The organism is Cupriavidus necator N-1, from assembly GCF_000219215.1.
In the GTDB taxonomy this organism is placed as follows: Bacteria; Pseudomonadota; Gammaproteobacteria; order Burkholderiales; family Burkholderiaceae; genus Cupriavidus; species Cupriavidus necator.
In genome coordinates, this window is record NC_015727.1 from 367,688 (window position 1) to 380,939 (window position 13,252).

Genomic DNA, 13,252 nt, shown 5'->3' on the forward strand with positions numbered 1-13,252 from the left:
ATGCTTGCGGCCCCCGGGCAATGTGCCGTGCGGGGAGATCAGATCCGGACTGTGGGCTAGTCCCTGATTCCCCGCACGGCTAAGAGAAGCACGGCGGGAAAATGGAACTGTTGCGCGACCCTGGCTTGCAGGGCGGCGAGGCCGCGTTGCTGTGCACAGGCACGCGCAGCCGCAACATGCTTGGCATGCTGGCGGTTGGCGGTGCGGATCTGTACAGAGTGCATTCGGTCGCTACGTTTGCTGGAGGACGGTTGTTGTGCGCCGAACCAATGTCGGCTGGCTTCCGGTGGGGCTAAGTGGCCCCTTATATTCGGTTTCGCCGCTCGGCTTGCAGGGCTGCTTGCCCGGCCCGGATGCGGAGACTGACTTCACTTATACCATATGCTGGTGGGGTTTGCCCACCTTGCCGGCCGGATCGGCGTCAGGTTGCTGGCCCCGTTGCGCCAAATGGAGCGATGAAGAAGGCAAGATCGCTCCATCACGGTTGGTCATCGTTTTCCCGCCGCTGCATCAGTTGCGCGGTGTAGTCGTGACGTATGAGACGATTCGTTGCTAATCCTTTCTCTGTGCTCTTTTTCGTATCGGTGGGGATGTTCGAGCCGTCCATCCTGGTGAAATTGCCGGTACATGTGCTGGGCGTGCTGGCCATCATTATTGTCGGTAAGTCCATTGCGGCTTCTATAACTCCAGCGAATGCATCCCGGGTTATTAACGGCTTCCTCCCGGTTCGAGGGCAGCACACTGGTTCTGAGGGCATGGCCGCCAAGCGCCCCGATTGGCGTCTCGTATGCCATTAGCGCGGCCAAGGCGTTCGCCGGCAACCGCTGGATGCGCGACGTACGGCCTGCCACGACAATCCCTACTGACTCGGAGCGCTGTACAAGCTCATCCCTGCCTTCACCCTGACTGGAGCGGCTCTCTATACGGATGCCGGAACTGACAGCACAGAACTAGCACGGCCAATAGAGAACCAGACCGGCGCTACGGTCGGCGTTCGTCGCTACTAATCGACCGGCTGAAACGCCCGTCGCGCAAGCCCAGCAACAGCTCATTCGAACTTGACTTGTCACTGAATTCAAAGACGTTTGGCCGGCATAGCGGAGCAATCGGCGTGAAAAATGTCCACATCTGCCGGTGTCTCCACTGTCTCTTCAGGAACTGGACCTTCCCCTACGACGGCTTAGATTTCTACCGAATTCACTGACGCCAAGTTCACAATTTCAGAATCGCCGCGCGCAAGCACCAGCGATTCGAGCTTGGCCACTACATCGGACGGTGTCGCAGTGGACTTAGGTGTATGTGCGTAGATATGCGGGCGCCGCTCCTTGCGATCGAACCAGATCGCCTCGGGGCGTACCTGCTCCGGCCGGCGGCTGGCCAACCAGACGATGGTGTCGGCGCCCTTCTGATGGTCACGCAGAACGGATTTGAGGATGGCCACGAAGCGCGGCATCGAGCGGTTGACGCTGGCCGTATTGACCCACCCGGGGTGCATCGCATAGAAGCACCTCCCGGTGTCGGCGAAGGCCGCACGCCAATGCGTCATGAGCATCATCTGCGCGCGCTTAGCGAGGCCGTAGGCGCGCACGCCGAGATAGCCGGGGCCGGTGATATTGAGATCGTCGACCACCATCGCGTGGTTGTACATGCCGCCCGACGCCACCTCGATCACGGTGGCATCGTCGCGCAGCATCTTGCGTCCCAGCAATTCACGCAACAGCAGATAGTGGCCGAGAACGTTTGTGGCAAACGAGGTCTCGAGCCCCTCTCGGGTGATGATCTGGTCCCGCTTCTGGATGCCCACATTGTTGACCGCCACATCGATGCGCACCCCGCGCTGCTCCAGGCGGTCAACCAGCGCCCAGACGTCAGCCTGCAGTGAGAAGTCCGCTGTCTGGATCTGTACCGCTTCCGGTCGCGTCACCGAGGCGGCGAACGCCTTCAGCTTGGCGGTGTCTCGCGCCACGCAGATGACGGTAGCGCCGGCCGCCACGGCTTGCCGGGCAGCGGAGGCGCCGATCCCTTCCGAGCCACCAGTGACCAGCCAGGTTTGCCCGCGGAAATCCGGGTTGATCCGGCGCCAGAACAAGCGGCGCGCGTGATAGCCGATCGCACTGTAGCTCGGCGTGAAGCGGCAATAGAACGCGATGATCTTCTTGAGTGGGGTCTTGGCCATGATACTGGAACTGATAGTTGAGCTGGAATGCGTTGTGCGGTGCCGCGGATCAGCCTTACGCGTGAGGATCGGCGCTCAGGCCGAGGGCCTTCAGCAGCGTCGGACGGTCGTAGTACTCCCGCCACAGCGAGATCAGCGCGCCGTCGAACTCGAGGATGCCGACCGTCGGAACCGAACGACCAACGCCGTCAATGATGATTTCGTCGATCCGCTCCACGATGAGCGCCTCGTCGGCAGTACCCATGCGCTGGATATGCAGCTTGACATGCTTGTTAGGTTTCGCCGCTTTTTCGATGCGCTCTAGGAATGCTTGCCGCCCCACGCAGGGGTCCAGCATCACCGAATGCAGCACGCCGTCCGGGGCGAACAGGCTGGCGCACTTTTGCCAATCCTTTGCTTCCCAGGCTTGTGTCATTTCCCTAAAGACATCTTTCTTCTGTTCGGCGGAAAGTGTGGATGCGACCATCTGAATTCCTCTTTTCGTTATCGGTTGAATTGCCGGCCGTCGTCCCTGACTGGCCGCTGGTCCTGCGTGGTCTCGCGCCCGCGCATTCTGCTGCTATCGAATGCTGCTAGCTCCGCGGGCGAGGGTCTTTGCAATTGAATTACAATGCTTGCTGTGCTGTCTATCCAGATCAATCTGGAAAATATCTCGTATGTCGAGAAAACGGCGGCACTACGCGGCGCCTCGCTCCCGCAGCAACTCCCGTAAAGAACTGGCAACTGCTGAGGGTTGTTCGAGCAGCGCCATATGTCCCGCCCGCTCGATCCAGGTCAGGCTGGCGCCCGGTACCTGCGCGGCAATTTCCGCAGACAACGCAGGCGATACGACGCGATCTTCGCGTCCGCAGATGGCGGCGACTGGCATCTGCGCCGCAAGCAGCGCAGCACGCGTATCGTGCCGGGACATGATGGCGCGGATCTGACGAGCGAAGACGTCGGGACCTAGCGTTTCGAACATCGTGCGCAGCGTTTGGGCCGGGACGCTGTCCCCGGCATGCGCGGGATGGAGATTAAGCGCCAGCAGTTTGTGTGTCAGCGCTGAGAAACCCGTCTGAACTGCGTCGAGCAGCGTCTTGCGGCCGGCCGTCTGTTCTGGACTCTCGGGCCGCATGGACGTACCGAGCAGCGCGAGGTGGGACACGCGCGATGGCGCCTGCGCCACGATTTCCTGCGCGACGTAGCCTCCCATCGAAAAGCCGGCCAGCGCGAAGCGCCCTTGCTGCTGCGCCAGCACGCTCTGCGCCATCTCGGCAATGCTGGTCTGCCAGCTCAGATCCGCAACGCTGATGTCCGCCACGTCGGTGAGTTCGGCGGCGACCGGGTCCCACACGCTGGCGGTGTTCATCATGCCCGGCAACAGCCATAGTCTGATGCGATTCAATGCAGCCTCCGTTCGACTAGAGTGGGGCGTCGCGCGTTGTTGCCGGCTTGCCATGACAGCGCGTTCACCGAATCACCATCATCCCGATGGTTAGTGCCAGCGACCGACGGCCCTGTTTGTCGCGATTACAAGGGACGGACTTTCGGCGTACAAGCGGAATTTGCTATATTTGCTCAATGGATGAGAAAAAGACTGCTTTGGCCCCCGTGGCCGGCACGCAAAGTGCCGCCAGAGCCCTGTCGCTGCTGCGGCATGTCGGCGCCAACCATGGCTCCGGCATCCGGCTCCGCGATCTGATCGCGGTGTCAGGGCTTGATCGCTCGACCACCCATCGTCTGCTGACGTGTCTGATCGAAGAGGGCTTCGTCGAGCGCATCGGCACCACTAAGCTCTACCGGCTCGGAATCGAAGCTCTGCAATGGGGGTTCTCGTCCGCTGGGCTGTCTAGCGTAAGCGATCGTTTTCGCCCGGTGATGCAGCGGCTGGCTCGCCAGACCGGTGACACGGTATTCCTGCTCGTGCGCAGCGGCGATTTCGCCGTGTGCCTGTGCCGAGAGGAGGGCGATTATCCGGTCAAGGCCTTCATCGTGCAGGTCGGCGTTCGGCGACTGCTCGCCACCAGCGCAGTGGGTGCATCAATCATGGCGATGCTGCCCGATGAAGAGATTGCACAAATGCTCGCAAGAAATGGCAAGGAGTACAGCCGGCTCGGTATCAGCGCAAGCCAGCTGCGCCAGCTGATCGCACGCGCACGAAAGCTCGGTTACTCGGAGTCGGCGGATCCACATGTCGAAATGAGCGGTGTAGGATGCGCGTTCGCGCTCACCCGCAACAGCTATGCAGGGATTAGTATCGCGGCGATCAACTCGAGGATGCCGGCGAAGCGTCGCGCGGAACTGGGCGAGTTGCTGATACGAGAAGTCAGCCCGTTCGGGTGGCACGGCGAGGAACAATAGACTTTGCGCGGCATGGCGCGGTTGGCCCCGCCTGGTATCACATCAGCTGTCGGGCCAAGGCTTGCAATTTTGGCCCGATCTCTTCCAGCAGCCAGGATCGGTTCAGTGGACGTCCCTGGAACGCGCAGTTAAGCGCCGCAGGCTCTCCGCGATCAATTCGGCCGAGTGGCACGGCCACCGCCTGCACATCGGGAAAGATTTCGCCAACCGACACGCAGGCCCCCCAGCGCGAATACTCGGCCATGTTGCGGCGTAACTCCGCCTGGTGCCGCTGCCACTCCTCCGGCGCGCGGACCCGCAACTGGTTCATCAAGGCCTCGCGCTCTGATGGCGCGCATGACATCAGGTAGGCTCGCCCGATCGCGGTCCCGGCGAGGGACTGCCGCGTCCCCACATCCAGCGGATAGACCTTGTGGTGGTGCGAGCGGATTGCCTCGATATAGACGACGCTGAGGCGGTCTCGGATACCGATCGACACTGAGCCCCCCGTGCTTTCGGCAAGTTCGAGCAGGTAGGGTCGTGCGCGCCGGCGGATCGTGAACAATTCCAGCAGCGGGTAGCTCAGCGAGAGCACCGCACTTCCGAGCCGGTATTTGCCGTGGGGCTCGTCCTGTGCCAGATAGCCCATCGCCACCAGCGTATAGGTCAAGCGCGAAATGGTCGCCACCGGCAACTCCAATCGGCGCGAGAGTTCCTTGTTACCCAAAACCGGCTCCTCCGGCGTAAAGCAGCGCAAAAGAGCGATCCCGCGCGCCAACGTCGTGGCGAACTGGCGGTCGCCCTCGTATTCGAGGAGGTCGAGCGGTACGCGGCGCGGGACGGACATGAGTTGTTTATGACATATCGAAACAACGATCAGTATATCAAAAATACTGGGGCGTTCCTTGAGGTCCCTCCCTAGACTGGCGCCATTGATCTTCACCGCGCAACGGAGGCACTCAGTATGCAAGTCGACGACCTGCCCATCCTCGACAATCCCGCCCTGAGCGGCAACAACGCAGGCATTCAGCGGGAAGACTCCTTTGACGAGTTGCCCGTGATCGGCTGCGTGCCGGCGGATCTGAATGGCCTGTATGTGCGCAACGGACCGAACAACTACTTTCCACCTGACTGGCGCTACCACGCCTATGACGGCGACGGCATGCTGCATGCGGTGCGCTTCCGCAACGGCAAGGTGAGCTACCGCAACCGATGGATCGCCACCAGCGCGCTGCAGGAAGAGAAGGCAGAGGGGCGCGCGCTGTGGAAGGGACTCAAGGAACCGCTGCGCGCGGACCGACCCGACGAGCCGCTCAAGAACACCTCCAACACCGATGTGAAGTACCACGCGGGCCGGCTGATTACCATGTGGTATCGCTCTGGTATGCCGTACGCGGTCGATCCCGACAGTCTGCAGACCTTTGGTCCCGCCGATTTCAGCGGGGCCGTTACACGGATCTCGGCGCATTCCAAACCGGACGAGCACACCGGCGAGCTGATGTTCTTCGACTATGGCTTGACGCGGCCGTTTATGGAATACGGCGTGATCGGACCGGATCGAAAGGTCGTGCATCGCACCGAAATCCCGCTCGACGCGCCAAGTCTTCCGCACGACATGGCCATCACCGAGCACTACAGCATTTTGCACGACTTCCCGTTGCGGCCGGATGCCGAGGCGTTGCTCGCGGGCCGCTACAAGCTGCGCTTCGATGTCAGCCAGCCGTCGCGCTTTGCAGTGATTCCGCGCCATGGCCACGCAGATGAGATTCGCTGGTTCAACGCCAAGCCAACGTACATGCTGCACGTTGTCAATGCATGGGAAGAAGGCGACGAGATCGTGATGATCGGCACGCCGTACCGCATCCACGCAGGCCCCGACGGTCAGCCGGACGCGCGCAGGCTGGAGCGGACCATCCATTTGCGACAGCGCGACTTCCTGCTCTACCAGTGGCGCTTCAATCTAAAGACAGGCGAGACGCGCGAAAACCCGATCGACGACGTGCTCAACACGGAATTCCCCGTCATCAACAGCATGTACCAGGGGCGCAGGAATCGCTGGTCGTACAACGTAGTGTTTCCGCATGGCGGCCACGAAGAGCCCCGCTTCCCGGGGCTGGTCAAGTATGACCTCGATACCGGCGGCTATGTCGCATACAGCGCCGGCCCGCGCCATTTCTACAACGAGCCCGGCTTCGCGCCGCGCGACAACAGCATGGCCGAAGACGACGGCTACTTGGTCTGCTTTGTCTGGAACCCCGTTGACGCCCGCTCGGAAATTCAGGTGTTTGATTGCAGGGGCGCGAACCTCGCCCAAGGACCGGTTGCGCGCGTACTGTTGCCACGCCGCGTCCCCAACGGTTTTCACGCCACCTTTGTCAGTCAAGCGACGCTCAATCGTTGGAAGTAAATCATGATCTTGGTATCCAGGGACAAAATCGAAGACTATGTCGCGCGCGGATGGTGGGGCGAGCGGACTCTTGGCGCAATGTTCGTCGAGACCGCGGTGCGGCAGCCCACCGCCTTCGCAGTCGCCGACCCACCTAACCGGTCTGAGCTGTGGGGCAAGGCGGCGCAACAGTGGACGTGGGGCGAACTGCTCGAGCAAGTCGGCCGCTACACCGCCTGGCTGCACCGGCAAGGTTTGCGCAAGGACGACATCATTGTGCTGCAGCTGCCGAATTGCGTTGAGCTGCACGCGCTATACATTGCTTGTGCCATCTCCGGCGTCATCGTGTCGCCTGTGCCGATGCAGTACCGCGGGCATGAGCTGTCCCATGTGCTGAGCACCACCAGCGCCAGGTTCGCCATCACGACGCAGCGCGTCGGTTCCTTTCAAGCGGCCGAGCAGTGGTCCGCCTACATGACGCAATGCGTCGCGCTGGAGCAAGTCTGGTCCTATCGGGACGGTTCGGGCGACGCCTTGCCGCCTGCCATCGGCGACCTTGACGCCGCGCTAGCGGCCACCACTGGGTGGAACGCGGCGGCGCTATGCGCGCACATGGAGGCGATTGGCCTGACGGCGCATGACGTCTTCACCATCTGCTGGACTTCCGGCACCGAAGCCCGCTCCAAGGGGGTGCCGCGCAACCACAATGAGTGGCTGGTGGTCGGTCAGTCGGTAGTGGAGGCCGGCCGCCTGCAGCCCGGCAACCAGCTCCTGATTCCTTTCCCCTTCGTCAACATGGCGGGAGTCTCGACCAGCCTCGTGGCGTGGCTGCTGATCGGCGGCGGCTTGCATCATCACCACCCGTTCAACATCGAGGTATTCCTTACGCAGTTGCGAACCAGCCTGATCGACTATACGGTGGCGGCCCCGGCTGTGCTGAGCCGGCTGCTCAAGGAGCCGGAACGTCTCAGCGAAGTCGACCTGCAGCGCCTGAAGCGCATCGGTTCGGGCGGCGGTCCGCTGGCGGACTGGCTGGTGGCGCAGTTCGCGCAGCGCTTCAACGTCGAAATCGTCAATTACTTCGGCTCGAATGAAGGCGCGGCACTGTCGTCGACGCCGGAGGACATCCCCGACCGCAGCCAGCGCGCGTTGTACTTTCCGCGCATGGGAGTGCCCGGTTACACCTGGTCGCACTCCAATGCCAAGCGAATCCGCACGCGCCTCGTCGATCCCGATACTGGCGCGGAGGTCGATGCGCCAGGCCACATAGGCGAACTCCGCTTCCAGGGACCGGCGATCTTCAGCGGCTATTTCAACGCCCCGGAGCTGTCGGCACGCGCCTTCGACGAGCAAGGCTACTACCGCACCGGAGACCTGTTCGAAATCGCTGGAGATCGTCATCAGTTCTATCGCTTCGCAGGGCGCCACAAGGACATCGTGATCCGCGGTGGCATGAATATCTCGTCGGAGGAAGTCGAGAACCTGCTGCTTGGGCACCCCGATGTCCGGGAGGTGGCGGTAATCGGCAGCCCCGATCCGACACTGGGCGAGCGGGTCTGCGCGGTAGTAGTGCCGCAACCGGACGCCACCGTCACTTTGCCTGCGCTGGTGGCGCATTTGCGCGCCGAAGGTGTCGCAGCCTTCAAGCTGCCGGAGCAACTGCTGATCACGGCCGAGCTCCCACGCAACCCGGTCGGCAAGGTGCTCAAGCGGGAGTTGCGCCAGTTGCTGGCGTGCGTAAGTCAGAACACGAGTGCGGCGGTGCAGGGGTAGCACTGAATAGCCAGTCGATCAAATTTCATATAGCGAGTCAACCATGCATGTCGAAGTCGTCGGAGAAATCCACCCTACGCTGGCGCTCGAAGGGCATCCCTACACTGCCGGGCCGTTCACCCCTAACTATCGCGAAGTCAATGCCGTTGACCTGGAGGTCGAAGGGACGATCCCGGCACGCCTCAATGGCGTCTATCTGCGCAACACCCAGAACCCCGTGCACCAGCCGCTCGGCAAGTTCCATCCGTTCGATGGCGACGCGATGTTGCACCTGTTGAGCTTTCAAAACGGTCGCTGCGAGTACCGCAACCGCTTCGTCCGCACCAAGGCGTTCCAGCAGGAGCAACAAGCCGGGCGGGCGCTGTATGCCGGCCTGATCGACAAGCCGAGCTTGTCGGAGCTGCCGGGCTGGGGCGCGCGCGGCGGGCTGCGCGACAGCGCCGCGACCGACGTCATCGTCCATGCCGGAAAAGCCCTCGCGATGTTCTATCAATGCGGCGAACCATACCGGTTGGATGCACGTACCCTGGAATTGGAGGGGGTCGATGCCTGGGGCGCCGACGTGTTGCGGGACTGCGGCCTCTCCGCCCATGCCAAAGTCGATCCTCGCACCGGCGATCTGCTCTTCTTCAACTACAGCAAGGACGCTCCGTACATGCATTACGGCGAGGTCGACCGGCAAAACCGGCTGGCGCACTACGTGCCGGTGCCGCTGCCGGGCCCACGGCTTCCGCACGACATGGCGTTCACCGAACATTTCGCTATCCTGAACGATTTTCCGCTGCATTGGGACGAAAACCTTCTGCCGCAAGGAAAGCACAAGCTCAGCTACTACCCCGACAAACCGTCGCGCTTCGCCATCGTGCCGCGCCGCGGGGCCGCATTGGCGCAGATCCGCTGGTTCGAGGCAAGTCCGACCTACGTGCTGCATTGGCTCAATGCGTGGGAAGACGGCGACGAGGTGGTGCTGCACGGCTATCACCAGAAGACGCCCATGCCGAAGGCCGGCTACGACAACACCGGCAACACCATGGGGCCGGACCGTTATGGCCCCACGCTCTACGAATGGCGCTTCAACCTGCGCACCGGCGCTACGCGCGAACGCCGCCTGGACGAGCGCTATCTCGAATTCGGCATGGTCAACATGGAGTATTGGGGTAAGCCGTATCGCTACTCGTACAACATGATCGCGCATCCCGGCGCGTTCCTGTTCGACGGCATCCTGCGCTATGACCATACCACCGGCGAGTCGCAACAGTACTTGTTCGGCGAGGGCCGCTTCGGCAGCGAATCGCCGATGGCGCCGTGCCACGACGCACAGGGTGAGGACGATGGCTATGTGGTCAGCTTCGTCACCGACATGAACAATGACCGTTCCGAATGCCTGGTTCTGGACGCCCGCGATCTCGCCGCAGGGCCGGTCGCGCGCATTTTCCTACCCCATCGCATCAGCAGCGGCACGCATGCGTGCTGGGCCGACGCAAGGGACATCCAGTCCGATTGGGCTGGCTTGCTGTGAACCCCCAACCGAGCCATTGACATGAGCCAATCCGCATATATCCTCGGCGGCTACCAGACCGACTTCGCCAAGGTCTGGTCCCGCCACGGACAGGACATCTCCGACATCATCCGCGACACCACGCTCGGCACCCTCGACGCCTGCGCGCTCGATGCAGCGCAGATCGAGAGCATCCACGTCGGCAATGCGTTCGGTGAGCTGCAACGCCAGCAGGCGCACCTCGGCGCGATGGTGGCGCAGGTGGTGCCTGAACTGTGGGGCATACCTGCCATGCGCCATGAGGGCGCCTGCGCGTCGTCGTCGCTGGCAGTGCTGACGGCGATGGCGGAGCTCGAAGCCGGACGCTACGACTGCGTGCTGGTGCTGGGCGCCGAGGAGTTCAAGAACATCTCGGGCCACGAGGCCTCGAAGAATCAGAATTCCGCCGCGTGGCAAGGCCACGAAGATATCGATTGCACCTTCATGTGGCCTGCGGCTTTCGGGCGCATCGCGCAGGAATATGAGCGCCGCTTCGGCCTGGACCGTAAATACCTGAACCGGATCGCCGAGATCAACTACGGCAATGCCCGCCGCAATCCGTTGGCGCAGACCCGAAACTGGCAGTTCAATGCGGACAGCTTCACCGACAACGACGAAGCCAACCCGCTGATCGAGCCGGGCACGCGCCGCCAGGACTGCGGCCAGGTGACCGACGGCGGCTGCGGCATTGTACTGGCCTCGCCGCGTTTCGCGCAGGAGTATGCGCGCCGGCGCGGCACATCGGTCGACCAGCTGCCGCGTATCGCAGGCTGGGGACACCGCACCGCCGGCCTGCGCTTGCGAGACAAGTTGGAGCGCAGCCGTGATCAGGCCTATGTATTCCCGCACCTGCGCCACGCCATCGAGGACGCCTGGCGACGGGCCAATGTGACGGGTATTGAGGCGATCGACGGGGTCGAGACCCATGATTGCTTCACCACTACCGAGTACGTGGCGCTGGATCACCTCGGCCTGACGCCGCCGGGGCAAAGCTGGCAAGCCGTGGAAGACGGCAGCATCGAACCGGGCGGTCGGTGCCCGGTCAATATGAGCGGCGGCCTGATCGGATGTGGGCACCCGGTGGGCGCCACCGGCGCACGCATGTTGTTGGATGCCGCGCGCCAGGTGACCGGCACGGCAGGGGAGGCGCAAATCGAAGGCGCAAGACGGCTTCAGACACTGAATATCGGCGGGTCGTGTGCCACCGTGGCCAGCTTTGTGGTCGAGAGGGGAGGGCAAGCGTGAAGCCGCTTGCTGATCTGCGTGCCGATACGAACGCGGCGATGCCGGTGCTGGCATGGCGGGACGGAAGCCTTGCGCATATTCGCTTCAACCGGCCGGCGGCACGCAACGCCGTCGACCTTGCACTGGCACGGGCCTTCCGCCTTGCCTGCGAAGAATTCGCCGCCGACACCGATGTTCGCGCACTGATTCTGAGCGGCGAAGGGCGGGCCTTCCTGTCCGGCGGCGATCTGCAGGCGATGACCTCGGCAATTGACAGCGCCGCCGAGATCGTCGACGAAATGCACGGCGCGCTTGCCGTGCTGGAGCGTCTCGAATTCCCGAAGGTGGCCGCCGTGCACGGCGCGATAGCGGGCGGTGCCATTGGCGTGATGCTGGCCGCGGATCTGATCGTCGCCGCGGACGATACGCGTTTCAATGTGGCCGCCGCGCTGGTCGGGGCGAGTCCCGAGTGCGGCACGACCTGGCGCCTGCCGCGCGCCGTGGGGCTGCGCCGAGCGCTGGAACTTGCGCTGTTGTGCGAGCCTCTTTCCGCGCCAGACGCATGCGCTGCCGGCCTCGTCAACCGCGTGGTGGCACCGGCGGAGCTGATGGCTGAGGCCGAGGCGATCGCGCGTCGCTTGGCGGCCGGCCCGCCGCTCGCCCTGGCGCTGACGCGGCGCTTGCTGCTCGATGCCAGCCAGCGCGATCTGACGGCCCAGCTACGCGCCGAGGCCGAAAGCTTCGCGCTATGTGCCGCGAGCGCGGACTTCGCCGAAGGCGTGACGGCGATGCTACAGAAGAGGCAGGCTAACTTTGGCTGACATCAATCGGATCGAGCGGACTGCTGCTCCGCTCGGTAAAAAAGTCGGGCGACAACATGAACAGTGAATTGCAGGACACACACAGGGCTGCATCCGTCGCCTCATCTCAGCGCTTCCGGCTGGATGGGCGCGTGGTGCTGGTCACCGGCGCATCGAGCGGACTCGGCAAGCACTTTGCATCTGTGCTGGCGGAGGCTGGCGCGCGTGTCGCGCTGGCCGCGCGTCGCGTGGACAAGCTGCAACCGATCGTCGAAGCGATCTCCCAGGCGGGCGGAACGGCGTGCGCATTGGCGCTCGATGTGACCGACGCGAAAAGCGTCCAGGCCTGCTTCGACGCGATACCGTGGAGTACTCCGCAGGTGGTCGTCAACAATGCCGGGGTCGCGCTGACCAGGCCGGCGCTGGAGCAGAGCGAGGCGGACTTCAATGCCGTGATTGACACGAATTTGAAAGGGTGTTGGCTAGTCGCCTGCGAAGCCGGGCGGCGCATGGCGAGTGCCGGCGGCGGCAGCATTGTCAATATTGCTTCGATTCTCGGCGCCAGGGTGACGGCGGGCGTTGCACCGTATGCCATCTCGAAGGCTGGCGTGATCCAGGCGACCAAGGCACTGGCGCTCGAACTGGCGCGGCACCGGATCCGGGTCAATGCGCTATTGCCGGGGTACGTGATGACCGAGATGAATAAAGATTTCCTGCGCAGCGACGCCGGAGAGAAGCTGCGCAAGCGCATTCCAAGCCGGCGCTTCTGTCAGCTGACTGACCTGGACGGGCCGCTTCTGCTGCTGGCATCGGATGCTGGCGCGGCAATGACCGGGACGACGCTGGCAGTGGATGGCGGACATCTGGTGAGTCCGCTGTGAACGCCGCGCCTGGTCCCGCGCCGACGCCATGATTTTGAGGGCGAGCGGAGCAGGGTGGCGCGGAATGCCCTTGAGGTCCGATGCTTTCCGCGCCGACCAGGGAAATCCCACAGTGTGAGCCGTTCGTTCGATTCTGTTTTTTGCTGCCTGCGTTGT

General features: G+C 63.1%; 11 protein-coding genes and 1 pseudogene. 8 read left to right on the forward strand and 4 right to left on the reverse strand.

What is annotated here, in order from left to right:
* Positions 1-560: 560 nt before the first annotated feature.
* A pseudogene (locus CNE_RS42390) lies at positions 561-677 on the forward strand (potassium transporter Trk); the annotation flags it as partial.
* 503 nt (positions 678-1,180) lie between these two features.
* Here CNE_RS42390 and CNE_RS31845 read toward each other — a convergent pair.
* From CNE_RS31845 to CNE_RS31855, 3 genes are all read right to left on the reverse strand, one after another.
* Complete coding sequence (locus CNE_RS31845; protein ID WP_013958849.1) at positions 1,181-2,176, reverse strand: SDR family NAD(P)-dependent oxidoreductase; 996 nt, start codon at positions 2,174-2,176, stop codon at positions 1,181-1,183.
* A gap of 55 nt (positions 2,177-2,231) precedes the next feature.
* Positions 2,232-2,642: an SgcJ/EcaC family oxidoreductase gene (locus CNE_RS31850; RefSeq protein WP_013958850.1), complete on the reverse strand. Its 411-nt coding sequence runs from the start codon at positions 2,640-2,642 to the stop codon at positions 2,232-2,234.
* 210 nt (positions 2,643-2,852) lie between these two features.
* Entirely contained in the window at positions 2,853-3,560 is a 708-nt protein-coding gene (locus CNE_RS31855) for an alpha/beta fold hydrolase (protein ID WP_041229000.1), read from the reverse strand.
* Positions 3,561-3,736: 176 nt separating this feature from the next.
* On the opposite strand from CNE_RS31855, the gene CNE_RS31860 reads away from it, so the two are divergent.
* Positions 3,737-4,516, forward strand: coding sequence for an IclR family transcriptional regulator (locus CNE_RS31860; protein WP_041229001.1), 780 nt, complete (start codon positions 3,737-3,739; stop codon positions 4,514-4,516).
* Between the two features lie 37 nt (positions 4,517-4,553).
* Here the strand turns inward: CNE_RS31860 and CNE_RS31865 are convergent, their stop codons facing one another.
* Positions 4,554-5,342 carry an IclR family transcriptional regulator gene (locus CNE_RS31865; protein ID WP_148271739.1) on the reverse strand — a complete coding sequence of 263 codons (789 nt, stop codon included), beginning with the start codon at positions 5,340-5,342 and terminating at the stop codon, positions 4,554-4,556.
* Positions 5,343-5,459: 117 nt separating this feature from the next.
* Here CNE_RS31865 and CNE_RS31870 point away from each other — a divergent pair, with 117 nt between their 5' ends.
* The 6 genes from CNE_RS31870 to CNE_RS31895 are packed head-to-tail and all read left to right on the forward strand — an operon-like array spanning position 5,460 to position 13,096.
* The gene (locus CNE_RS31870; RefSeq protein WP_013958854.1) at positions 5,460-6,902 is read left to right on the forward strand and encodes a carotenoid oxygenase family protein; all 1,443 of its coding nucleotides are present in this window, start codon (positions 5,460-5,462) and stop codon (positions 6,900-6,902) included.
* A 3-nt stretch (positions 6,903-6,905) separates the two neighbouring features.
* The gene (locus CNE_RS31875; RefSeq protein ID WP_013958855.1) at positions 6,906-8,654 is read left to right on the forward strand and encodes a class I adenylate-forming enzyme family protein; all 1,749 of its coding nucleotides are present in this window, start codon (positions 6,906-6,908) and stop codon (positions 8,652-8,654) included.
* A gap of 43 nt (positions 8,655-8,697) precedes the next feature.
* Complete coding sequence (locus CNE_RS31880; RefSeq protein WP_013958856.1) at positions 8,698-10,173, forward strand: carotenoid oxygenase family protein; 1,476 nt, start codon at positions 8,698-8,700, stop codon at positions 10,171-10,173.
* 21 nt (positions 10,174-10,194) lie between these two features.
* Positions 10,195-11,436 (forward strand): acetyl-CoA acetyltransferase, encoded by a 1,242-nt coding sequence (locus CNE_RS31885; protein ID WP_013958857.1) that lies wholly within the window; start codon positions 10,195-10,197, stop codon positions 11,434-11,436.
* Positions 11,433-12,236, forward strand: coding sequence for an enoyl-CoA hydratase/isomerase family protein (locus CNE_RS31890; RefSeq protein WP_013958858.1), 804 nt, complete (start codon positions 11,433-11,435; stop codon positions 12,234-12,236). The genes CNE_RS31885 and CNE_RS31890 overlap by 4 nt, the downstream gene beginning before the upstream one ends.
* A 56-nt stretch (positions 12,237-12,292) precedes the next feature.
* Entirely contained in the window at positions 12,293-13,096 is an 804-nt protein-coding gene (locus CNE_RS31895; protein ID WP_013958859.1) for an SDR family NAD(P)-dependent oxidoreductase, read from the forward strand.
* Positions 13,097-13,252 lie beyond the last annotated feature (156 nt).